Below are 20,663 nucleotides of genomic sequence, written 5' to 3'. Positions count from 1 at the left end.
GCACAGTCCTTCTCTCGTCGTGGTTGTCAGATAGAACGCGGGTCGGTGACGACTTTGTCGTTGACGGCGGGACCACGGATGGTCAGGCCTCGCGCCGGGTGCTGGACAGCCAGGAGTGCATGAGGAACGCCCGCGCCGACGGTCACCGCTTCCCCTGCCGCAACGGTGATCAGTGACCCATCGATCTCCAGGTCGATGGCGCCCTCCAGCACGACATAGACCTCGTCGCTCGTCCGATGGAGATGAGTTCCGTCGTCGCCGAAAGGCTCGTCGACGCGCCAGTGCAAGACCTGAAGCCGATCCGAGCAGAAACCATCGTCAGACGGCGGCCGCGGGCCGGCGATCACCGTCAGCCGGCCCTCCAGCGAGATCTTGCTGAACGACATCGGGGCAGTCTGCCAGGTGTCGACGTGCTCGCCATCTGCACGGCGATCCCTGTGGTCGGACGCCGTGGGGAGTCAGACTGGTCCGAGTGCCCTTCCAGGCACCACCGTGGTCGTCCCTTCATCAACATCGATGATCGGCAGGTCGCGATGAGCCACAGGCACGCCTCCAACGCTCAGCGTGGCTGATCCACTGACCGGACCGTGCCGCACCCCCAGCACGTGCCCTGACTCCACAACGATGTTTGCGCCGACGATGCGCAATAGCACTTCGAGCTCAAGGTTCAAGAGGGGCTCCCGCTTGCCGTCCACCGTGACTTCGACAACCGGCTCCTGCACGGAGCGGATCGTGTGTTCGAGCAGGCGCACCGTCTCGCGTTGCCCAGGCACAGCCGACGTGCGCTCCTTGGCATCGAGGACCTCTTGGTGCGCTCGCCACGCCCTGAAGGCCAGGTTGCCGACAGGCTGGTCGAGCAAGTCGGAAAGCGCTCCAGTCGCTTCGGCAGTCCAGGGGACGAAGCCACCTCCGGACCGCACGGTCTCGGCGAGATCCGATGTAAGCCGTCGCTGTTCAGCCTGGTCGTCCAGGCCGAGGAGCGACCTCAGTGTGGTCACGGTTCCTCCTTGCGAACGATGCTCGTCACGTCGTGCTCAGGACGCATTCGCGCATGGATCGTGACGGCAGGACCGCGACGATTGCCGACCGTCTGCGTCCACCTGGACTGGACGACGTCCCAGTGGACGTCCGGAGATCGCGACCGAACTTGCCGGCGTACGAGCGACAACGCAGCGACGGCGAGCAGCGCGGCTGCGACGACCGCGATCTGCAAGGGGAGCAGCGAGGTAGCCGCCCCCGTCTCGGAGGCACCAGCCTCGTCCTCGACCGGCCCGGGTTCGTCGCCTCCTTGTCCCGGAGTCTGCGTCGATGGGGACGTCGGTGTCTGCGCGCGCGCCGACAAATCGTCAAGGATGATGACGGCATTGGGAAGATCGGAAGGCTCCAGGCTCACCGTGACGGTCACAATCCGTCCCGCTCCGTCCTGTACTGCGAGGGGGAGCACCGCGGATGTCGATGCCTCGGTGCTCAGCTTCCCCGTGCTGACGCTGTCCATCTCCCTCCCACTGTCGTCAAGAGCAACGAGTCTCACCGTCGCGGTGATCGACTCGGACGACTCCGTCTCGTCGGGTGTCACTGTCTCGTCGGGTGTCTCCGTCTCTTCCGGCGCCTCCGTCACTTCCGGCGTCTGGAGGGTTTCCGGCGAGTCGGTCTCCCCCTCAACCTCGATCCCGGGACCGACGTCGATCTCCGGCCCGGGATCGGGCGGGGGCTCGGGCGGGGGCTCGGGCGGGGGCTCGGGCAAGACCAAGAGGCCGACCATCGCCTGGACGGATTGCTGTGGGATCGCGAACCGCATCTCCAGGCCCTGGAAGCACTCCCCCGTCTGCATGGCACACCCTGGGGCGAGGACTCGCTCGGGGGATGCGGCCAGCTCAGGCTGAGCCAGGACGACCGCATTGCCAAGATCAACGCCAGGGTGGGCCGCCCCAACGGAGGTCCCCACTTCCGCGTCGTCGAAGTTCAGACTGATCGTCACCGGCAGATCACCATCGGCGTGTGCGGCTCCGCCCATTGACGCCATACCAAACGCCAGCAGGCAGGCGGAGCACGCGAGTACGACGCCCACGCGCACCGCGGTCAGATGGCTGCAGATGGCAAACCGCACCGGCCTGCACCTCCTGGATCGAGGTTGCCCCCGTACCCGGAAGGAGCTGCGACAGGTGAACCTGATACTCCAGGCGGCTCAACTTCCCCCGGCCGATCTGCCGGCAGCGCTTCTTCGGGTAAACAGCCAGCTCGTCGTACGCGCCAGCCTCGGCCGGACGCGTCAAGGAGCTGACCGTCGGGGCCGGGGTGGCCGCTCTCCTCGCCTTAGTGGCATTCGCCTGAGGTGCACGGTGGCCGAACGCGGCCACATCACGGAGCGACGGTCGAGGACGGGCCACAGCTCGGAAAGGTCGAGTGACTGTCTGTGCCGCACGACCGTCCGCGGACGCCGGGTGCCCCGACGCTCTCTGCGGATGCAGTGCGGAAGGATGTGCGGCGTGGGCAGAACTGCAGAAGAGGACGGCGCGCGCTGGCTCGGCGTGACGGACGACGCCGCACGAACGACGGTCGAGGCCGCGATCCGAAGCGCCCTGACCGCACAGCGCGACCGCTTGGCTCGCCTCCAGGTCGACGTCGCCTCCGACGCCGACTGGCCCGCGGACCTTCGCACAACCGTCCAGCTCGCCGAAGGTCGCCTCGCGGCGAACCCGCGCAGCGACATCTCGCTCACGCTCGACCCACGCGACGACGAGGACTTCGAGATCGCTCTGGCCCTCGCGCCGTTCAGCATCGGCTGTACGGGGATCGGCACCGGCGGGAAGCCCATCTGGGAAGCGGACGACACCGGCACGAGCGCAGCCTTTACCCTCACCGCTGCCGAGGAGCACGCCGTGCGGACCGCCATCACCGATGCCGGCGGCAACCCCGATGACCTTGTCGGGCTCGTCGAATACCACCTCGGCCGACGAGCCCACAGCTACTCCGTGGCGGGTGCCACGACACCCGCCACGGAACAGTGGCGTCCACCCGCCGGGTGGCGCGCGTACGAGCACACCGTCCGGCTCGGCTCCGGGGACGACCTCTGGGACGCGGCGTCAGCAGCAGTCCTCTCCTGGGGCATCAAGACCCGCAGCGGCTTCGCCGTCGACCCGCCGCTCGAAGGGGGAGGTCCGGCACGTCCGGGAGAGCGCTTCTGGCTCATCGCCCGAATCGGCGTCATCCGTGTGCGAGAGCCCGTCGAGATCATCACGACCGTCTCGACCGACCGTCGCGCCGCCCTCGCCTACGGCACCCTGGCGGGACATCCCGTCTCCGGGGAGGAAGCGTTCATCGTCCACCGGGACGACGGCGGGAACGTGAGCCTGACGCTGCGCTCCCTCACGCGCGCCGGCCGGGGTGTCTGGTGTGCTGCGTTCCCGCTGATCCTCGTCGCTCAGCGTGTCTACCGACGTCGGTATCTGCGTGCACTGCTGCCGGGTGGGCAATGACGTGCTCTGGGACAGCCGCGCGAAGGTCAACCCGGCCACGCCGCACACCACCACCGGTTCCCGTCCCACTCGACAAGGAACGGCTCGGCATGTGCCAACGGCGCTCCCCACACCGACGACCCGAGCCCGCACAGCCGGCTCAACGCGAGAGTGAGGCTGGCGACGTGCCCGACGACGGCGACCGTCTCACCGGAGTGCCGTTCGACCGTCCGCCGGAAAGCTGTTGTCGTCCGGTCGAGGACCTCGTGCCCGCTCTCGCCGTCGGCCACCCGCTCCTCGAGGTCGCCGTCGACGACCCAGGAGCGGAGCACCTCCCCGGTTCGCGCTCGAACAGCCGGGTCGCCGCTGCCCTCGTGCCGCCCGATCCCCATCTCGACCAGCCCGGGCACGACCAAGACCGGAAGGCCGTGTGCGGCGGCCAGCGGCTCCGCCGTCTCACACGCCCGGACGGAAGCGCTGGCGTACACCGCCCGGATGGGCTCGCCGGCCAGGGCCCTCGCAGCTCGGACGGACTGCTCGTGTCCCCGCTCGGTCAGTGGTGCGTCCGGCAGCGCGCCCGCGAGCGCAGCGGTGACGTTCTCAGACTCCGCGTGCCGCAGACACCACACTCTGACCTGGGCGTCCATGCTCCGGATCCTAGGATCCGGCCGGTCGGGACACCGTCGCGAGGATCGCGTCCCACGGAAAGTCGTCGGCCGCGCCGTCACCCGACTCGTGCGGCTCGCTCGGACCGATCACGACGTTCACGCCCCACTCCTTGAGGGTGGTCAGGCTCCCCTGATAGGTCGGGTGGGCGGCGAACCTGACGTTGGCGTAGGGCGCCGCGGTGATCGGGATGCCCCGGCCCACCTGTTCGGCGAGGCGAGTCAGGACGTAGGTGTCTGCGATGCCGAGCGCCCACTTGGTGATCGTGTTGTAGGTCGCCGGAGCCACGATCACGGCGTCCGGATCGGGCAGCGAGTAGCCGACCGCGGTGTGGAAGTCCGTCCGCACCGCGCGGCCCGTGGCCTCCGCGATCTGCCGCATCGTCTCAGGAAAGGTGCTCTGGGCCTGCTCGGTCGCCAGGACGTAGACGTCCCAGCCCTGCCCGGCAGCGAGCGGCAGAAGCCGGGACGGCACCTGCCGGGTCGCTCCGGCAGCCGTCACCACGACGTACAGCACGCCCAGACTCATGGCGCGAGGCTACTGGTCCCGCGTTCGAGCACCCTCTCCCTGAGACCGCGCGCCTTGGCAACGACCTGCCAGCACACGACCGGACCCGCGGCCGCCATGAGCCACGAGAACATCCAGGTCTTGTCGTCGGGGTAGTAGACGGTGTCGCCACCAGGTGCGACGACGACGGGGTACACCGTCACCCCGGTCGCCCTCGGCGGGTCGCCGCTGCCGCCCAGGCTCCAGAGACTCGCGTCGGCGACCTCGTACGTTCCGTCGTAGGACCGGAACTCACCGTCGTTCCAGGAGCAGCGCCGGAAGCACTCGGGACCGGACGTGGTGAACTCCCCTCGGATCCCGCCGTGCGTCGCCCGCCAGCTGTCGATCGTGATGGAGGCGCCGGCGGCGACGAGCGCGAACGCCAGGGCGAGCCCCAGCACGCAAGCCGGCCCGACGATCAGCCAGAGGGTCAGGTGTCGACGTAACCGAGACGGCGGCATGACCAGGGACCTTATAGGTACCCGGGATCAGCCGAACGTCCCCAGCGCCCCCAGATCAACCCCGTCGATCTGCTCGGCGGTAGCCCGCGCCATCCCGACGAGTTCCGACATCGGCACCACCGCCCGGCTCGTCGCCCCCAGGTCGACGTGCGCCTCCTTGGACCACAGCGGCGGGTAGAAGTTCAGCCCGCTGTCCCCGCTCAGGCCGCGGGTCTCGGCGTCCCAGCCGTCCCACCGCAGGCCCTCCGTGAAGTCGGCCAGGCCACCGTCGAGCACCCACGCGAACCACGCCGCGTAGCCGGCTTCCAGCGACTCCCACTGGAGCGTGTCGGGGGCCAGATAGGTCATCTCGCCGGGACTTCCCGGCCTCCCGACCGATCCGGGGTGCGGCCCGTTGAGCACGTACGTCCCGCCGAGCACGTCGTGCGCGACGACGAGCCCGTGCGCCGCGTACCAGGAGGCCTCGGGCACGAGCGGGAACTCGTTCACCGCGGCCAGCCCCGGCAGGCCGCCGTCGCCGCCCGGACTCCCGTACACCCGCAGCCACCCGTGATCGATCAGCAGCCCGCCGGTATGCACGACGACGGCGCCCAGGTACGACGCCGTCGTCACCTGGAGCTGTTCGAGCGTCCGGCGGCTGGTCGCGTCGTCCGGGGCGAGGATCTCGACGGACACGGCCGCCTCGTCGACGAGTTTCTGCAGCTCCGGCCAGGCGGGACGCGGCGTCGCGGTCAGGTTCTCGAACAGTCGCACACTCGATCGTAGTCCGGCGCAGACCGCCCCAGAGCCCACGACAAACGGGGCCATTGACCCTCGACCCGCTCCACCCCGCAGGCTCCCGGCCATGCCCACCAGACTCCCCCGCTCCTGGCTCGCCTTCCTCGCCGCGAGCACCCTCAGCCAGCTCGGCAGCACCGTCCTCTGGTTCGCCCTCGGCTGGGCCGCGGCGTCGCACGGCGGCCAGGTCGCGGCGCTCGTCCTGACGGCGTCCGGCCTGCCGCGGCTGCTCCTGGTGCTGGTGGGCGGCTCGGTCGCGGACCGGGTCGGCGCCCGACGCCTGCTCCTGTGCACCGAGTCCACCATGGTCGCGGTCTGCCTTGCCCTCGCGGTCGGACTGCACTCCTCCGGGCCGACGCCGTGGCTCCTCGTCGCCGCCGCCCTGGCTTCCGGCGTCGTCTCGGCGTTCTCCCTGCCCGCCCTCGGCTCGATGCCCCGCCGCCTCGTGGACGACGCCGCGCTCCCCCACGCGATGGCCCTCCGCCAGGGCCTGAGCCAGGCGGTACTGCTCGCGGGCGCGCCGCTCGGCGGCGTCCTGGTCGCCACCGTGGGCCTGCCCGCGATCGCGGTGGCCGACGCCGCCGGCTTCGCCGTCGTCATGATCGTCCTCGCGGTGATCCGGCCCGCACGCAGCGTCGGCCCCTCCGCCGAGCCGTTCTGGCGCTCCTTGTCCGACGGCGCCCGCGTGGTCACCAGGACGCGCGGCCTCGCGGCGGCGCTCGTGCTGACGGGTGCCGTGGCCGCCGCCGTGCTGCCGGTGTCGTCACTGCTCGTGCCCCTGCTCGGGCAGGCGTCCGGATGGGGCGCCGAGGCCACGGGAGTCGTGGTCGCCGCGCAGGCGGCGGGATCGATCGGCGCCGCGCTCGTCGTCGCCCGGACGGGGACGACGCGGCGGACCGGGCGGGCCGTGGCGCTGGGGCTGACGGCGACGTCGGCCGGCGTGGCGTTGCTCTCCTCCGGGAGCGCGCCGGCCCTGGTGGCGGGCGCGGCCGTCGTCGTCGGGGTGGGGACGGGCGTCGCCGTCGCGCACCTGGCGCCGTTCGTGCTGGGCAGCGCACCCCGCACCCACCTGGCCCGGGTCCAGGCGTGGACCGCGCTGGCGCAGCTAGCGCCGGTCGTGGTCTCGAACAACCTGCTCGGCGCGCTCGCGGAGCGGGTCTCGCCCGGCATTGCACTGGGCTGCTGCGCCGCCGTGCTCGGGGTGTGCGCCGCCGCCGCGACCCGGCTCCGCGCGCGTCGTGACCCGGCTGGACCCTGAAGTGGGTCGAGGGTCGATGCTGTACCCGTGCACCCCGCAACGATGCTGACCGTCGGCGCGTTCTCGCGCGCCTCGGGCCTGCCCGTCAGCGCCCTCCGCTACTACGACGCCGCCGGCCTGCTCCGCCCCGCGCGCGTGGACCCGGCCACCGGCTACCGCTGGTACGCGCCCGACCAGGTGGAACGCGGCAGGCTCGTCGCCCGGATGCGTCAGACGGGCATGCCGGTCGCCGACATCTGCCGCGTCATCACGAGCGACGCCGTCACCGCCCGCCGGGTCGTCGACGCGCACCAGCGCCGCCTGGAGGCCGAGCTCGCCACGGCGTCCGCCCACCTCGCCGACGTGCGCGCGCTGCTGGCGGCGACCACCAGCCTCACGGTCGACGACGCCGCGCTGCGCGCCGCACTCCGCGCCGTCCGGCACGCGGTGAGCGAGGATGCCGGCTGGCCGGCGCTGCGCGGCGTGCTCTTCGACGTCGACGACGCCGGCCTCCGGCTCGTCGCCACGGACCGCCACCGGATGGCCGTAGCCGGTGTTCCGATGACGGGCGTGTCCGGCCCGGCGGCGCGCGTCATCGTGCCTGTCTCGGTCGTGGACGCGTTCCTGGCCCGCGCGGGGACGGCGCGCGTCGACGTGTCCCTGGCCGCGCACCGGATCACGCTCGGGGACCTGGACGGCACACCCGTCGACGCGCTGTACCCCGACTACCAGGCCCTTCTCGCGGCGCACGGGTCCTGGCCGGGTAGCTCCCGGCGGGTCCCGGCCGGTGTGACCGTGCCTGCGCCGGACCTCCTGGAACGGGTCCTGCGGTCCGACGTCGGGAGCGAGGCGGACGGCCGACGGCGGGACGACCTGGTGCTGATCAGCCTCGACCCCGCCGAGGTCCGCGTCGGCGACGCACCGGGCACCGTCGCCTTCGACCGGGCGTTTCTCGCCGACGCCGTCCGCTCGTTCGGCGACGCCGACCTGCTGCTCACGGTCGGCGAGCGCGACGCGATGCGCCTCGCGGCGGTGCACGGTCCGGACGCCGTCGTCCTGCTCATGCCGGTAAGGCGCGACGCTGCGGCTGCCTGACACCCCGAATCGCAATCCCGCCCTCGCTAGTCTGCGCAGATGGCAGACCTCGGACCCATCACCTGGCCGCCCGCCCCGATCAAGACCGAGCGGCTCCTGCTCCGTCAGCCCACCGCCGCGGACCGTGCCGCCGTAATCGAGCTGAGTGCCTCCCCCGAGGTGGGCGCGTACATCGGCGGGGCGCAACCGCGTGACGAGCTCGAACGCACCATCTCCGCGGTGCCGAAGGCGCACCCGGGCCAGTTCATCGTCGACCTCGACGGAGCGATGATCGGGCTGGTCCAGCTCGACCGGCGTGGCGGGGACTATCTGATCGGCCCGGCCGTCGGGAGGGTCGAGCTGGGCTACCTGTTCCTCCCGGAGTCGTGGGGGCGAGGGTATGCCGCCGAGGCCTGCGCGGCGGCACTCGACTGGTTCGCCGGCGAGATCCCGGACGAACCGGTTGTGCTGACCACGCAGTCCGCCAACGAACGATCGATGCGTCTGGCGGCGCGGCTCGGGTTCACCGAGGAGGAGCGGTTCGAGGCGTGGGGCGCCGAGCAGTGGTTCGGCGTGCGGCCGGCGGCGGCGCCGTCCGGACGAGCCTGAGGTTCACCAGGAACGGGTGAGGGCACCGGCCCGCCGCGGCGCTGAGATGAGGAGACTCACCGCAGCGGCCCTCAGCAAGGAGCCCACATGTCCGGCACGCACGCCCCCGGGGCCGATCCGTACCCCGGCCTGACCCCGGTCGCCAGCTACGGCCCGCCGACGTCGGTCGCGTTCACCTCGTCGGGCTTCGCCGGGACGGTGCTCGTCCTGGCGGCGCTGTTCCAGATCTTCCAGGGGATCTCGGCCCTGGTGGCGGACAGGTCGACCATGATCAGCGTCGAGTACATCTACGAGCTCAACGTGACCACGTGGGGATGGATCCACATCGGCGTGGGCGCCGCCGCGTTCGTCGCGGGCCTCGGCGTCCTCGCCGGGCGCACCTGGGCGTATCTCGCGGGGCTCGCCCTCGCCGTCGTGGCGAGCATCGTGAACTTCGCGTTCCTGCCCTACTACCCGCTCTGGAGCGCGATCATCATTGCCCTCACCCTGGCGGTCATCTGGGCGCTGATCTTCCTTCTCGCCCAGCGGGATTGAGCAGTCGGAACGACGGCACCACGAACGGCGTCAGCGTCAGCACCACGTACGCCACCCCGACGGCCCAGAGCGTGGGCACCAGCCCGACCCCGTCGACGAGCACACCCGCCACCAGCGGCCCGAGGGGCAGCCCCAGCCACGCCAGCGACTTCACCGCACCGAGCACCCGTGGCAGCATCTCCGTCGGGATGCGCTCGTACTGGACCGCGCCCAGCACGGGGTTGATGCCGCCCATCGCGAGCCCGCAGCACACCACCACGGCGAGAACGGGCACCACGTCGTCGCTCACCGCGAGCGCGAAGAACCACGGCGCGCCGCCGAGCAGGAAGCCGAAGGAGTACAGCGCCCAGCGGTTCACCCGCGGCGCCACCCACGCCCCGATCAGGCTCCCCGCCAGGGCGCCCACGGAGAACCCGCCGGCCACGATGCCGACGGCGGCCACCGGCAGCTCGTGCTCCCGCACCCAGGACGGGAGGTAGACGCTGCCGAGCCCGGCGTTCAGCAGGTTGCCGACGGCGACCATCACGACCACCCCGCGCAGCACCCGGTCGCGCGCGAGGAAGGCGAGGCCGGCGCCGAGCCTGCGCAGGTAGGGTTCGACGACGTCGTCCCGCACCGCGGGTGCGCCCACCGTGCGCGGGACGAACAGGGCGACGAGCAGCGACGCGACGAAGAACGCTCCCCCGCTCACGATCAGGACGGTCGGCGGGGAGATCACGGTCAGGAGGACGGCGGCGAGCGGCGCGCCGACGAGCTGGCCGCCCTGGCTGGCCGAGGCGTGCAGCCCGGCCGCCCGTTCGAGCGGCACGCCGGCCAGCCGGGCGACGGCGGGGACGAGCGGCGCGCTGCCGCAGTCGGCCACGCCGCGGAACGCGCCGGCGCAGGCGATGACCGCGAGCAGCGCCCCGAACCCGAGGTGCCCGTTGACGTAGAGCACGGGGACCACGAGCAGCGCGACCCCGGCGGCCAGGTTGGCCGTCCAGCTCGACCGGCGCGGGCCGAACCGCTCCACCGCCGGGCCGGCCGTGGCCTGCATCAGCACGTACGGCGCCATCTCGGCCGTCACGACGAGCCCCGTCTGCGCCGCGCTCCCCGTGGTGGTCAGCACGAACCACGGGATCGCGAGGGCCGACACCGCCGTGCAGGTCACGGAGACGACGTAGGCCGCCAGCATCGCGGCCAGCGGGAGCCGACGGCGCGGCGTCGCGACCTCGGCCGTCGTCGGCTCGGTGGCGGTCACGCGGTCGCCCCCGCGTCGCCCGCGACCCCTGCGCCACCCGCGCCGCCGTCGTCGTCGTCCGGAAGGAGCTGGTACTGGAACACCGCCCGGTGCCGCTCCGGACCGTCCGCGTCCGGGCCGCCCGGGCCGCGGGCGCGGCCCGTCTGGTCCCGGCGGAACACGGCGACCGCCTCGACCACGCGGGCCGACAGCTCACGGGCCTCGGCGTACGTGAGCGACAGGTCGATGTAGCCGAGCTGCCAGGGCAGCTCCGCGACCTCCGCGCCCCGCTCGGGCAGGCCGTTCACGTAGCCCAGCACCCGCTCGTGCCCCACCTGGGCGACCATGCGCAGGTATCGCGCCGCCGTCTCGAGCTGCTCGGCGTCGCCCTGCTGGTCGGGCACGCGCAGCGTGAAGGTGACGTTCTCGTGCGCAGCCTTCCACCAGCGGTCGCGCCGGTTGCCGAGCTCCTCGTCCTCGACCACGAGCCCGGCGTCCGCGAGCGTGCGCAGGTGGTAGCTCGTCACGCCGCTGGAGTGCCCCACCCGCTGCGCCAGGCCCGACGCCGTCGCCGGCCCGTCCTCGCGCAGCAGCCGGAGCAGCGCGAACCGGATCGGGTGCGCCAGCGCCTGCACGTTGTGCGGGGTCAGCGTCGCGTAGCGCTCCGGGTCGAACCAGGACGGCGGCCAGGCCTCTTGCTCGGTCATGCGGATACGCTACGACCGCAAAGGCATTTTGCAAAGCACTTTTGCAATCGCCCCGCGCCTGCGGAGCGGTCCACTACCCTGGTGCGACCAAGGAGGCAAAGATGCTCGTGGAATACGACCCGCGGTGGCCGGAGAGCTTCACGCTGGCGGCGGCCGAGCTGTCCGAGATCGAACCGTCCTGGATCGTCGAGCACATCGGTTCCACGGCCATACCCGGTATGGCGGCCAAGCCCGCGATCGACCTCGCCGTCCGGGTCGGGTCGTTCGCCGAGGTCGACGACCGGTTCGAGAGCCTCGCGTCGCTGGGGTGGCTCCGCATCGCCCGGGGTCCGAAGGCACACCGGGTCCTGGTCAGGCAGGAGGGACCACGGCGTGCCGACATCGCGCACTTCTTCACCGCCCAGCAGTGGGAGACGTGCAACCAGCGGATCTTCCGTGACTGGCTGCTGACACATCCGCAGGACGCCGCGCGCTACCTCGACGTCAAGAGGGCCGCCGCAGAAGCCGCGACCGGGATGCCCGACTACACGGCCCGCAAGACTGCGGTGGTGCAGGACATCGTCGACCGTGCCCGCGCCGCCCGCGGGCTCCCGCTGGTCGACGTCTGGGAGACGTAGCCGCTTCGCCGGGCCGATGAGTCCGCCCGCTCCCCCGGGTCTACCCGACGAGGCACAGACCACTCATCAGGGAGCACACCATGGGCATCATCCAGATCGAGCTGTTCGCCACCCTCGACCTCGTCGCGCAGGCACCGGGCGGCCCCGAGGAGGACCCCGATGGCTTCCCGTTCGGCGGCTGGCAGGCGCCCCTGATCGACGACGTCGCCGGCACCCAGATCGACGCCGCCTACGAGGGCACCGACGCCCTGCTGCTGGGCCGGCGCACCTACGACATCTTCGCCGCCTACTGGCCGCACCATCAGGGCGACGAGGACTCCGGGATCGCCGAGCTCTTCAACCGGGTGCCCAAGTACGTGGCCTCCCGCGGCACGCCCGACCTCCCGTGGGCCGGGTCCACGCAGCTCGGCCCCGACCTGCCCGCCGCCGTCCGCGAGATCCGCGACCGCCACGAGAGCATCCGGGTGGTCGGCAGCGTGAACCTGGTGCAGACCCTCCTGCGCGAGAAGCTCTTCGACCGCCTCGACCTGTGGGTGCACCCCATCGTGCTGGGCGTGGGCAAGAAGGTGTTCGACGACGGCGCGGTGCCCTCCAACCTGTCGCTGCTCGCACCGCCGGCGTCCACCCCGAACGGCACGGTGTACCTGCGCTACGGCCTGGAGGACGGCGTCCCGGCCACGGGCGACATGGGCGCCCCGGACCGCGGGGTGTGAGCTGCCGGGTCACGTGCGGCGGGGTCACCCGCAGCGCCCGGCAGCGTGAACGTAGGGTTGGTCGCACTCTGAGCGCCCAGAGTGCGACCAACTCTACGTTCGTCTGCACCGGCCGCGGCGGGTGGGCGCGCGCCGGGCGGCAGCCAACGTCACCGACCGTAGCGGCCCGCCAGCGCTCCCCGGAGCTCCGCGCGGAACCGCTCGTCGGCCTCGATGACTGACCCCTGGATACCTCCACGGACCAGCCGTCGGTCCTGGTCGATCACCTCCTGCCAGCGCCGCACGCTCGCCTCGGACAGCAGCGGGGCAAGCGTGGCCAGCGCCGTCACCGTATCGGCCTCGCTGTACTCGCCCGCCTGGCCGGCGAGGCGTTGCGCGACCTCGTCGACAGCGACGTCGCAACCGGCCCCGACCAGGGCCGTCGCCGCGGCCGCGAGCGCGATCGGATCGGCCAGGAAGCTCCGCACACTGGCCTCGACGGGTGCCGCTGCGGGGCCCAGCCGGGCCGCGGCTCGCGCGGCTGCCGCACACTGGTAGCCCCACCAGCTGTAACGGTCCCGGCCCGACAGCCGGTCGGCGACCTCCGTCACCGCCCCGAGCACGAGCGAGGGGTCGTTCGTGCGCTCCCATACGGCCTGTGCCGCGACCAGCTTCCGGTCGATGTCCCGAGTGGTGAGCTGGCCGTAGGGCGGTAGCGGCGCCGCCGCGAGCTCGCGCAGCTCCTCGATGCCGGGCTCCTCCGTCATGCGGAGCGCCTGGGCGATCGTCGGCTCACCGAGCTGGAACGCAGGCGTCCGGCTCGGGCGCAGGCCCATGGCCTCCGCCAGGCGGCGCCCGTCGTCGTCGTCCGCGTGCTTCACGGCGAGGGAGCGCAGCAGTTGAGTCGCGGCACGGGACGCCTCGACGGCACGGCGTGCGGCCCAGAGCACCGCGCGCAGGTCGGCGGTGTCACGCTCGGCGGCGTCGAGCAGGAGCCTGGCCGCCTGGCCACCCTGCTCGCCGTCACACAGGTGACCAACCACCCAGGACAGGGGTTCGGCTCGGTCGATGCCGAGCATGCGCGCGCTGATGCCGGTGTAGTCCCTGACGGACAGGAGCGCCTCCCGCGTGCGGTCGTTCCACGGCAGCCCGGCGTCCAGCGCGGCGAAGACGCTCGCCAGGCGCACCGCGTCGGCGCCGTCCCCCTGGGCTGCCGTGATGAGCGCCTCACGGCCCGGCGCACCGCAGCGCACCAGGGCGATCAGCGCCTCGGCACGTACGAGCTCAGCCGAGTCGCGCTCCAGCACCGTTCGCAGGGTGGGCAGCACGTCGGGGGTGCGGGCCTGGCCGATGGCGTGCACGGTGGCCTGCCGCACGTCCACGTCCGGGTGGGACGCGAAGGGTAGGAGGCGGCCGACCTCGGCGCGGACGGCGTCGCGCACGTCCTCCTCCGCGCCGGGGGCTGTGTCATCGCTCGCCGCCATCGCGCCGAGCAGCCAGATGCACTGCTTGGATGCCGCACCCGCGGCCGCGAGACGAGCGAGGAACGGGACCACCGCGGCCGAGGCCGAGTACACGGTGCCCTGATGACAGATCGAGCCCCACAGGTCACCAGCGGCGTTGTCGGTCCCGGCGGCGACGTCGAGGGCGAGTGCCCGGAGCATCTCCGGAAGGTCGGTGGCCTCCCCGTAGGCGTGCGAGACGGTGGTCCAGTCGAAGGCTTCGACGGCGGCCAGGACGGCGGCCACCTCGGCGCTCGGGGATGTGATCTGCTGCGACATGGCGGACACCATGCCACCCGCCACTGACACACTTGAGAGCCCGGCCCACGGCGCCCGACGAACGTAGGCACCGTCGCACTCTGAGCGCTCAGAGTGCGACCAACCCTACGTTCGCCGGCCCGCCCCGCCGGTGGGGCGGGGCGACGGGGCTAGACGGCGTAGGCCTGCGCGTACTCCGGGCTCGGCGGGATCGGCTGGATGACGTCGAGCAGCACGCCGTCGGGCGCCGGCACGATGAAGTGTCGCTGCCCGAAGTCCTCGTCCCGGAGCGCCAGCACCGGGGACAGGCCGAGGTGCTCGGTCAGGCGCGCGTGCACGGCGTCCACGTCGTCGACCTCGACGTTGACGAGCACGCCGCGCGGGAGCGCGCGGTATCCCCCGGGAACCGTCGGGTGGTCGTGGGCGACCACGGCGAGCTCGAACGCGCCGAGGCGCAGGCTGACGTACCAGTCGGACTCGTAGGTGGTCTCGAACCCGAGCGCGTCGCGGTAGAAGGCCGCCGCGGCGGCGACGTCCTGCGCCATGAGGACCGGGTAGAGCCTGGTGACGGACATCGGACGCTCCTTTACGTACACTGCGTATGTAACGAGACCCACGATACATACGCTCCGTACGTAAAGGAAGAGCCGTGCCCCGTGCCTCCGCGGCAGCCGCTGCCCACACCGCCCGCCAGGTGCTCGACTCGGCGACCGACCTGTTCGCCGAGCGCGGCTTCGCCGCGGTCTCGCTCGACGACGTCGCGCACGCCGCCGAGGTCACCCGCGGCGCGGTCTACCACCACTACCGGAACAAGCAGGGGCTGTTCCTGGCGGTCGCGGCCCGGCTCCAGGCGCAGGTAGCCGATGCCGTCGTCGCGGCCGCTGACGGCGCGGGCAAGGACGCGCGCGAGCAGCTCCGCGCGGGGTCGCACGCTTTTCTCGACGCCATCACCGCAGGTCCGGCCCTGCGGGTGCTGCTCGTGGACGCCCCGGCCGTCGTCGGCTGGGCGGAGTGGCGGCGGCTCGACGAGGCGAACTCGGCGGCACACCTGCGCGAGGCGCTCCGCGAGGTCGGCATCGCCGACGACCTGCTCGACGCCCTGACCGCACAGCTCTCCGGCGCCATGAACGAGGCCGCGCTCTGGGTCGCGCAGCAGCCGGACCAGGCGGCGTCGGCGCCGCAGGCGCACGCGGCGCTGGACCGCCTGCTCGCGGCGGCCCTCCCCTGAACCAGGGCCAGGCCACCCACTGCTGAGGAAGGTTCAGCAGGCTCCGGGCGACCGCTTCCGCAGCGGTAACGGTCGCCCGGGGCCTGCTGAACCCAGCTCAGTCCAGGCCGACGGCACGCGGCTCAGCCCGAGCGGCCCGTGCGCATCGCGCCGACGATCAGCACGATCCCCACGACGGCGAGGATCGGCCCGACGATCGCCCACAGCGCCACGCCCGTCATCGGGCTGCCGGCGAGGTAGCCGAGCCCCTGCACGGTGAACACACAGCCGATAGCGACGAGCACCAGGCCGGCCACGATCAGGCCAGATCTCATCGATGCCTCCGAGGACGAGGACCAGTCATCTCGACCGTACCGTCAGTACTTGTGGGTGCCCAGGGTGGTCGACGAGATCATCGCGTCGTCGCTGTAGCAGTAGCCCCAGCCCTCGCCCGGCTCGACGGAGCGCATGAGCGGGTGCCCCGAGTCCTTGAAGTGGGCGGTGGCGTGCTTGGCCGGGGAGGAGTCGCAGCAGCCCACCTGCCCGCACACCAGACAGCTGCGCAGGTGCACCCAGGTGCCGCCGAGGGCCAGGCACTCGGGGCAGCCCTCCCGGTTGTCGGGTTCGAGGACCGCGACCTGGTCCAGATGCGTGCACTCGTCGGTCATCGTTCGATCCTCACGTCGCTCCGGTGGGTCTCCCGCCGCGTCCGGTACCACCCGCTGCGGATGGCACAGAGTCTAGGCCGGGGACGACGCCGGCGGCGGGCCGCCGCGGGTGCTCTCGCGCGCCGTGATCCCGTGGGGCACCACCACGTGCTCCGCCGGCGCGTCCGGCTCGGCGATGCGCCGCATCACCAGGCGCACCGCCTCCGCGGCGAGCCGGGGCAGGTCAGGGGCCACGGTGGTCAGCGACGGCACGGAGAACTCCCCGTCCTCGATGCCGTCGAAGCCGGCCACGGCCACGTCGTCGGGCACCCGCAGCCCGCCGTCGTGCAGGGCGCGCAGCGCGCCCAGGGCCATCAGGTCGTTGAAGCAGAACACCGCGTCGAAGTCGACGCCGCGGGCGATGAGCTGCGCCACGGCGTCGGCGCCGCTGGCGCGGTGGTAGTCGGTGCACTCGACCACGAGGTCCGGGTCCACGGCCACGCCGGCCTCGGCGAGCGCGGCCAGGTAGCCCTCGCCGCGCAGCCGCCCCGTCCCGGCACCACTCTGCAGACCGATCCCCGCGATCCGACGTCGGCCCAGGCCCAGGAGATGCCGCGTGACGTCGCGGGCCGCCGCCACGTTGTCCACGCCCACGTGGTCCACGCCCGCCGGCTCCCCGTACTCCCCCAGCAGCACCAGCGGCGTCCCGTCCCGCCGCTCCGCGACCTCCGCCACCGACGTCACCAGCGGGCTGAAGACGACGCCGTCGACCAGGTGGCTCGGCAGGCCGTCGAGCACCGCGCGCTCCCCCGCCAGGTCGCCCGACGTCTCCTCGATCAGCACCGACTGCCCCACCGCCCGCGCCGCCGCCGCGAGCTCGGAGGCCAGGCCCGCGAAGTAGGGCGACGTCAGCTCGGGCAGCGCGATCGCCAGGAACCCGGCCCGCCCGTGCCGCAGGCTGCGCGCCGACGTGTTGGGGCGGTAGCGCAGCTCCGCGATGGCGGACTGGACCCGCTCCCGGGTCTCCGGCCGCACGTTCGGGTGCCCGTTGATCACGTTCGACACCGTCTTGAACGAGACCCCGGCGCGTTCCGCCACGTCGCGCAACGTCACCCTCACAGATAGCCCCTGACCTGGCCGCGAACTCGATCCGCCCGCGCCCCGCGGCCCGGCGGAGCAGCGCTCCGTGCGGGTCGGGACACTGCTCCGACAAGGCTAGACCACTGCCAGGTCCCGCCGGGCTGACGGCCGGGCGGTGGCCAGGCGGACGGCGGACGACGGCGGGGTGGCCCGCCGCGCGGGGTTAGCCTCGCACCGGCGCGCCCGCTCGGGCCGCGCCGGCGTGACAGCCCGGAGAGGAACAGCAGTGGAACGCAACCAGGTCCGCGAGACGACCGACCAGGACGAGGCGGTCGTGCTCCAGCTCATGACCGAGTACATGACGTGGGCGCTCGCGACCTTCGAGGAGACCTACGGCTTCGCGATGGGCCTCGACGCGCGGCACACGAGCGCCGACCTGGACAAGTTCCGCCGGCCGACCGGCCTGATGGGACTCGCCGAGGTCGACGGTTCACCCGCCGGCGTCGCCGCGCTGCGCGCGCAGGACGACGGCGTGGTCGAGATCAAGCGCATGTTCGTGCGCCCCGAGCACCGCGGGGAGCATGTGGGCTCCGCGATGCTGGACTGGCTGCTGGAGCGCTCGCGCGCGGACTTCGGGGCGCGGACGGTACGGCTGGACAGCAACCGCTTCATGACCGGGGCGCACCGCCTCTACGAGTCGCGCGGGTTCGTCGAGCGCACGCCCTACCCGGGCTCCGAGATCCCCGGCGAGCTCCAGCACCTGTGGCGGTTCTACGAGCTGTCGCTGGACTGACCACTCCCGGCCGGCGCCCCTCCGAACCCTTCACCGCCCCTTGCCGACCGCAGGTTATCCGTTGTAACTTCGCGCGTGGTTATCCGTTGTAAAGGAGCGACGGCCACGTCATCGAGGACGTGGCGCGCGGCCGCCCGAAGGGACGATCACCCATGGAGATACGGTTCGTAGCCGCCCTCGCCACGCTCGCGCTGGTCGCCGGCGCCGTGGCCCTGCCCGGCACGGGAGGCGCCCCGCCCGCGGCGGCGGCCACCGACCGGGCGGCCGCCGACCAGGCCGCACCACCGGCGTCGGGCACCACCTATACCAACCCCGTCACGGACCCGTTCTCGGACACCTACGCCGACCCGGCCGTGATCCGCGGCAAGGACGGCTGGTGGTACCTGTACGCGACCAGCGATCCCCTGGTGTCGGGCGGCCCGTTCGGCAACATGCACGTGGCGAAGTCCCGTGACCTGGCGAGCTGGGAGTACGTCGGCACCATCTTCGACGGCGAGAACCGGCCCGCGTGGGCGGCGGAGGCGTCCTACTTCTGGGCGCCCGACATCCGGTACGTGGACGGCCAGTACGTCATGTACTACACGGTCACGGACACGGCGGCGAACCCCGACGCGTGGGACTACACGATCGGCGTGGCGACGGCGCCCACCCCGACCGGCCCCTGGACCGACTCCGGCGGTCCGGTCCTGGACCCGCGTCCGGCGCCGGGCGGCGGTTACCTCAACACGATCGACCCGGCCCTCTTCGCCGACGACGACGGCTCGCGCTACCTCTACTTCGGCGGCTTCAACGGCGGCATCTGGGTCACGGAGCTCGACGAGACCGGCACCCGCGCCGTGGGCGAGCCCACGCGCGTGACCGTCGCGGACCGTTACGAGGGCGCGTTCGTGGTCAAGCGGGACGGCTGGTATTACCTGATGGGGTCGTCGGCCAACTGCTGCTCCGGCCCCGTGACCGGGTACAGCGTGTACGCGGGCCGGTCGCGCTCGCCGCTCGGCCCGTTCACTGACCACGAGGGCGTCGGCATGAACGAGTCCCGCGTGGGCGGCACCCTCGTCGTCGCGCAGAACGGCAACAGGTGGATCGGCGTCGGGCACCACGCGGTGTTCTCCGACGTGTCCGGGCAGGACTGGATGCTCTACCACGGCATCGACCGCGACAACGCGTGGCTGAACCAGCCCGGCGGCGTGAACCGGCGTCCGACCCTGCTGGACCGGCTCGACTGGATCGACGGCTGGCCCGTGGTCAACGCGGGCGCCGGCCCGAGCGAGGGGGCGCAGACGGCGCCGGCGGCCGCGAGCGAGTTGGGCATCGTCAGCGCCGACCCCGCCTCGGGGCACGCGCTGCGGCGCGTCACGGGCACGCTGGCCCGGGGTGCGGACGACGCCGGCGACGCCGGCGCGATCGCGCGGCTGGTACCGGACCGGCGGCACGCCGCCGTCATCCAGACCAAGGCCGCCCCGCGGGACGTGCAGGTCGAGACCGACGTACGCCTGCCCGACGCCGAGGGGTCGTTCACGGTCACGGTCGGCGGTCCCGGGTCGGCCGGGGTGTCGGTGCGGCTGGACGCGCAGGAGCGCGAGCTCGTCGTCGGGCAGGGGCGGCAGCAGGTGCGGACGACGGTTCCCGCGAACACGGACCTGACCTCGTGGCACGTGCTGAGCGTCGAGGCGCGCGACGGCGTGGTCGCCGCGCGGCTGTCGTCGAGCGGCCTGGGCGACGTGGACGCCGAGGCGCGGTTCGAGCCGCGGACGCCGCTGCCCCGCAAGGCGACGGTGCGCCTGACGGCCGACGGCGCCGAGGCGCAGCTCGACAACCTGACCGTCGTGGCGGCGCACCAGCCGGTGACCGAGCGGGTCGCCGAGCCGCAGGCGGGCGCCGTCACGTTCGCCGAGGAGTTCGACGGCGCACTGGACGAGGGCTGGCGCTGGCAGCACTCCCCCGCCGCCGTCGACGTCGCGAACGGCGCCCTGACCTGGCCGCTGACCGGCCACGACCTGGTGGGCACCCGGAACGACGCGCCGGTGCTGCTGCGCGACGCGCCCGACGGCGACTACGTGCTGGAGGCCACCGTGCGCCTGCCGCTGGGCGAGGACACGGTGCGCAACTTCCAGCAGGCGGGCCTGCTGGTGCACGCGGGCGACGACGACTTCCTGCGGCTCGGCTCCGTGGCGATCGGTCGGACCCGCCAGGTCGAGTTCGGCAAGGAGCTCACCGCCGACGGCGCTGTCCGGTTCGGCGGCTTCGTCTCGGGACCCGTGGCCGACACCATGCACCTGCGGCTGTTCCACACCACCGACCCGGCCACGGGCGAGCACCGGTACCGGTCTGCCACCTCCCGCGACGGCGACCACTGGCGGTTCGGCGCGACCTGGACGCTGCCCGCCGACACCGACCCAGCCATCGGGATCTACGCGGGCGGCGGCGCGTCGCCCGCGGTCAGCGCGGTGTTCGATAACGTGCTGATCCGCGAGCTGGACTAGCCGGGCCAGCTGATCCGGGACCTGGGCCAGAGCCGCGACATCCCCTGGCCGCCCCTCCCCTTTGAGGCCCGGGTTTCTTCGCTTTGAGCTGGCTCAAAG

24 protein-coding genes are annotated in these 20,663 nt (G+C 72.5%); 10 read left to right on the top strand and 14 right to left on the bottom strand.

Annotated features, from left to right (window positions below; all coding sequences use genetic code 11):
- Nucleotides 1-26: 26 nt before the first annotated feature.
- The 3 genes from ACFV9Q_RS22425 to ACFV9Q_RS22415 form a co-directional block, all read right to left on the bottom strand.
- Nucleotides 27-386, bottom strand: coding sequence for a cupin domain-containing protein (locus tag ACFV9Q_RS22425; RefSeq protein ID WP_377236227.1), 360 nt, complete (start codon nt 384-386; stop codon nt 27-29).
- A 72-nt stretch (nt 387-458) separates the two neighbouring features.
- A complete protein-coding gene (locus tag ACFV9Q_RS22420; RefSeq protein WP_377236226.1) occupies nt 459-998 on the bottom strand; it encodes a hypothetical protein in 540 nt (179 codons plus the stop codon).
- Nucleotides 995-2,107, bottom strand: a complete 1,113-nt coding sequence (locus tag ACFV9Q_RS22415; RefSeq protein ID WP_377236225.1) for a hypothetical protein — start codon at nt 2,105-2,107, stop codon at nt 995-997. Before ACFV9Q_RS22415 ends, ACFV9Q_RS22420 begins: the two co-directional genes overlap by 4 nt.
- A gap of 379 nt (nt 2,108-2,486) precedes the next feature.
- Between ACFV9Q_RS22415 and ACFV9Q_RS22410 the strand changes: the two genes are divergently transcribed.
- Entirely contained in the window at nt 2,487-3,476 is a 990-nt protein-coding gene (locus ACFV9Q_RS22410; protein ID WP_377236224.1) for a DUF1990 family protein, read from the top strand.
- 26 nt (nt 3,477-3,502) lie between these two features.
- On the opposite strand, the gene ACFV9Q_RS22405 is transcribed toward ACFV9Q_RS22410, so the two are convergent.
- Genes ACFV9Q_RS22405 through ACFV9Q_RS22390 form a run of 4 tightly spaced genes read right to left on the bottom strand, consistent with a single transcriptional unit; the run spans nt 3,503 to nt 5,881 of the window.
- The gene (locus ACFV9Q_RS22405; RefSeq protein ID WP_377236223.1) at nt 3,503-4,102 is read right to left on the bottom strand and encodes a histidine phosphatase family protein; all 600 of its coding nucleotides are present in this window, start codon (nt 4,100-4,102) and stop codon (nt 3,503-3,505) included.
- Nucleotides 4,103-4,112: 10 nt separating this feature from the next.
- Entirely contained in the window at nt 4,113-4,649 is a 537-nt protein-coding gene (locus ACFV9Q_RS22400; protein ID WP_377236222.1) for a flavoprotein, read from the bottom strand.
- Nucleotides 4,646-5,128 (bottom strand): hypothetical protein, encoded by a 483-nt coding sequence (locus ACFV9Q_RS22395; RefSeq protein WP_377236221.1) that lies wholly within the window; start codon nt 5,126-5,128, stop codon nt 4,646-4,648. Before ACFV9Q_RS22395 ends, ACFV9Q_RS22400 begins: the two co-directional genes overlap by 4 nt.
- A gap of 27 nt (nt 5,129-5,155) precedes the next feature.
- Nucleotides 5,156-5,881 (bottom strand): DUF2625 family protein, encoded by a 726-nt coding sequence (locus ACFV9Q_RS22390; protein WP_377236220.1) that lies wholly within the window; start codon nt 5,879-5,881, stop codon nt 5,156-5,158.
- Between the two features lie 91 nt (nt 5,882-5,972).
- Between ACFV9Q_RS22390 and ACFV9Q_RS22385 the strand changes: the two genes are divergently transcribed.
- From ACFV9Q_RS22385 to ACFV9Q_RS22370, 4 genes are all read left to right on the top strand, one after another.
- Nucleotides 5,973-7,163, top strand: a complete 1,191-nt coding sequence (locus tag ACFV9Q_RS22385; protein ID WP_377236219.1) for an MFS transporter — start codon at nt 5,973-5,975, stop codon at nt 7,161-7,163.
- Nucleotides 7,164-7,190: 27 nt separating this feature from the next.
- On the top strand, nt 7,191-8,237 hold the full coding sequence (locus ACFV9Q_RS22380; RefSeq protein WP_377236218.1) for a MerR family transcriptional regulator: 1,047 nt from the start codon (nt 7,191-7,193) through the stop codon (nt 8,235-8,237).
- A 39-nt stretch (nt 8,238-8,276) separates the two neighbouring features.
- A complete protein-coding gene (locus tag ACFV9Q_RS22375; RefSeq protein ID WP_377236217.1) occupies nt 8,277-8,825 on the top strand; it encodes a GNAT family N-acetyltransferase in 549 nt (182 codons plus the stop codon).
- A gap of 87 nt (nt 8,826-8,912) precedes the next feature.
- Entirely contained in the window at nt 8,913-9,359 is a 447-nt protein-coding gene (locus ACFV9Q_RS22370) for a hypothetical protein (protein ID WP_377236216.1), read from the top strand.
- Here the strand turns inward: ACFV9Q_RS22370 and ACFV9Q_RS22365 are convergent.
- Together ACFV9Q_RS22365 and ACFV9Q_RS22360 are read right to left on the bottom strand one after the other, a co-directional pair.
- Entirely contained in the window at nt 9,319-10,599 is a 1,281-nt protein-coding gene (locus ACFV9Q_RS22365) for an MFS transporter (RefSeq protein ID WP_377236215.1), read from the bottom strand. The genes ACFV9Q_RS22370 and ACFV9Q_RS22365 overlap by 41 nt on opposite strands.
- On the bottom strand, nt 10,596-11,285 hold the full coding sequence (locus tag ACFV9Q_RS22360) for an ArsR/SmtB family transcription factor (RefSeq protein WP_377236214.1): 690 nt from the start codon (nt 11,283-11,285) through the stop codon (nt 10,596-10,598). The genes ACFV9Q_RS22365 and ACFV9Q_RS22360 overlap by 4 nt, the downstream gene beginning before the upstream one ends.
- Nucleotides 11,286-11,386: 101 nt before the next feature.
- Here ACFV9Q_RS22360 and ACFV9Q_RS22355 point away from each other — a divergent pair, with 101 nt between their 5' ends.
- Both ACFV9Q_RS22355 and ACFV9Q_RS22350 read left to right on the top strand, forming a co-directional pair.
- Nucleotides 11,387-11,902 (top strand): GrpB family protein, encoded by a 516-nt coding sequence (locus ACFV9Q_RS22355; RefSeq protein ID WP_377236213.1) that lies wholly within the window; start codon nt 11,387-11,389, stop codon nt 11,900-11,902.
- Between the two features lie 80 nt (nt 11,903-11,982).
- Nucleotides 11,983-12,615, top strand: coding sequence for a dihydrofolate reductase family protein (locus ACFV9Q_RS22350; RefSeq protein ID WP_377236212.1), 633 nt, complete (start codon nt 11,983-11,985; stop codon nt 12,613-12,615).
- 149 nt (nt 12,616-12,764) lie between these two features.
- Here ACFV9Q_RS22350 and ACFV9Q_RS22345 read toward each other — a convergent pair whose 3' ends face one another.
- Both ACFV9Q_RS22345 and ACFV9Q_RS22340 read right to left on the bottom strand, forming a co-directional pair.
- Entirely contained in the window at nt 12,765-14,375 is a 1,611-nt protein-coding gene (locus ACFV9Q_RS22345) for a HEAT repeat domain-containing protein (RefSeq protein WP_377236211.1), read from the bottom strand.
- A 149-nt stretch (nt 14,376-14,524) separates the two neighbouring features.
- Nucleotides 14,525-14,929 carry a VOC family protein gene (locus ACFV9Q_RS22340; protein WP_377236210.1) on the bottom strand — a complete coding sequence of 135 codons (405 nt, stop codon included), beginning with the start codon at nt 14,927-14,929 and terminating at the stop codon, nt 14,525-14,527.
- 74 nt (nt 14,930-15,003) lie between these two features.
- Between ACFV9Q_RS22340 and ACFV9Q_RS22335 the strand changes: the two genes are divergently transcribed.
- Nucleotides 15,004-15,582, top strand: coding sequence for a TetR/AcrR family transcriptional regulator (locus tag ACFV9Q_RS22335; protein ID WP_377236209.1), 579 nt, complete (start codon nt 15,004-15,006; stop codon nt 15,580-15,582).
- Between the two features lie 122 nt (nt 15,583-15,704).
- Here the strand turns inward: ACFV9Q_RS22335 and ACFV9Q_RS22330 are convergent, their stop codons facing one another.
- The 3 genes from ACFV9Q_RS22330 to ACFV9Q_RS22320 form a co-directional block, all read right to left on the bottom strand.
- Entirely contained in the window at nt 15,705-15,896 is a 192-nt protein-coding gene (locus ACFV9Q_RS22330) for a hypothetical protein (protein ID WP_377227480.1), read from the bottom strand.
- Between the two features lie 42 nt (nt 15,897-15,938).
- A complete protein-coding gene (locus ACFV9Q_RS22325; RefSeq protein ID WP_377236208.1) occupies nt 15,939-16,229 on the bottom strand; it encodes a UBP-type zinc finger domain-containing protein in 291 nt (96 codons plus the stop codon).
- Between the two features lie 72 nt (nt 16,230-16,301).
- Complete coding sequence (locus tag ACFV9Q_RS22320; protein WP_377236207.1) at nt 16,302-17,327, bottom strand: LacI family DNA-binding transcriptional regulator; 1,026 nt, start codon at nt 17,325-17,327, stop codon at nt 16,302-16,304.
- Between the two features lie 247 nt (nt 17,328-17,574).
- Between ACFV9Q_RS22320 and ACFV9Q_RS22315 the strand changes: the two genes are divergently transcribed.
- Together ACFV9Q_RS22315 and ACFV9Q_RS22310 are read left to right on the top strand one after the other, a co-directional pair.
- Nucleotides 17,575-18,081, top strand: coding sequence for a GNAT family N-acetyltransferase (locus ACFV9Q_RS22315; RefSeq protein WP_377236206.1), 507 nt, complete (start codon nt 17,575-17,577; stop codon nt 18,079-18,081).
- 152 nt (nt 18,082-18,233) lie between these two features.
- Nucleotides 18,234-20,564, top strand: coding sequence for a family 43 glycosylhydrolase (locus ACFV9Q_RS22310; RefSeq protein WP_377236205.1), 2,331 nt, complete (start codon nt 18,234-18,236; stop codon nt 20,562-20,564).
- The last annotated feature ends 99 nt before the right edge of the window (nt 20,565-20,663 follow it).

Source organism: Promicromonospora sp. NPDC059942, assembly GCF_042731755.1.
Taxonomy (GTDB): domain Bacteria; phylum Actinomycetota; class Actinomycetes; order Actinomycetales; family Cellulomonadaceae; genus Promicromonospora.
Note: the sequence above shows the minus strand (reverse complement) of the source record. Positions and strands in the feature narration are given on the sequence as shown.

Bases quoted from the DNA above. Each gene is read 5' to 3' on its own strand.
- ACFV9Q_RS22425 (WP_377236227.1), bottom strand. From the start codon at position 386: ATGTCGTTCAGCAAGATCTCGCTGGAGGGCCGGCTGACGGTGATCGCC.
- ACFV9Q_RS22405 (WP_377236223.1), bottom strand. From the start codon at position 4,102: ATGGACGCCCAGGTCAGAGTGTGGTGTCTGCGGCACGCGGAGTCTGAG.
- ACFV9Q_RS22400 (WP_377236222.1), bottom strand. From the start codon at position 4,649: ATGAGTCTGGGCGTGCTGTACGTCGTGGTGACGGCTGCCGGAGCGACC.
- ACFV9Q_RS22395 (WP_377236221.1), bottom strand. From the start codon at position 5,128: ATGCCGCCGTCTCGGTTACGTCGACACCTGACCCTCTGGCTGATCGTC.
- ACFV9Q_RS22385 (WP_377236219.1), top strand. From the start codon at position 5,973: ATGCCCACCAGACTCCCCCGCTCCTGGCTCGCCTTCCTCGCCGCGAGC.
- ACFV9Q_RS22375 (WP_377236217.1), top strand. From the start codon at position 8,277: ATGGCAGACCTCGGACCCATCACCTGGCCGCCCGCCCCGATCAAGACC.
- ACFV9Q_RS22370 (WP_377236216.1), top strand. From the start codon at position 8,913: ATGTCCGGCACGCACGCCCCCGGGGCCGATCCGTACCCCGGCCTGACC.
- ACFV9Q_RS22360 (WP_377236214.1), bottom strand. From the start codon at position 11,285: ATGACCGAGCAAGAGGCCTGGCCGCCGTCCTGGTTCGACCCGGAGCGC.
- ACFV9Q_RS22355 (WP_377236213.1), top strand. From the start codon at position 11,387: ATGCTCGTGGAATACGACCCGCGGTGGCCGGAGAGCTTCACGCTGGCG.
- ACFV9Q_RS22350 (WP_377236212.1), top strand. From the start codon at position 11,983: ATGGGCATCATCCAGATCGAGCTGTTCGCCACCCTCGACCTCGTCGCG.
- ACFV9Q_RS22345 (WP_377236211.1), bottom strand. From the start codon at position 14,375: ATGTCGCAGCAGATCACATCCCCGAGCGCCGAGGTGGCCGCCGTCCTG.
- ACFV9Q_RS22340 (WP_377236210.1), bottom strand. From the start codon at position 14,929: ATGTCCGTCACCAGGCTCTACCCGGTCCTCATGGCGCAGGACGTCGCC.
- ACFV9Q_RS22330 (WP_377227480.1), bottom strand. From the start codon at position 15,896: ATGAGATCTGGCCTGATCGTGGCCGGCCTGGTGCTCGTCGCTATCGGC.
- ACFV9Q_RS22325 (WP_377236208.1), bottom strand. From the start codon at position 16,229: ATGACCGACGAGTGCACGCATCTGGACCAGGTCGCGGTCCTCGAACCC.
- ACFV9Q_RS22310 (WP_377236205.1), top strand. From the start codon at position 18,234: ATGGAGATACGGTTCGTAGCCGCCCTCGCCACGCTCGCGCTGGTCGCC.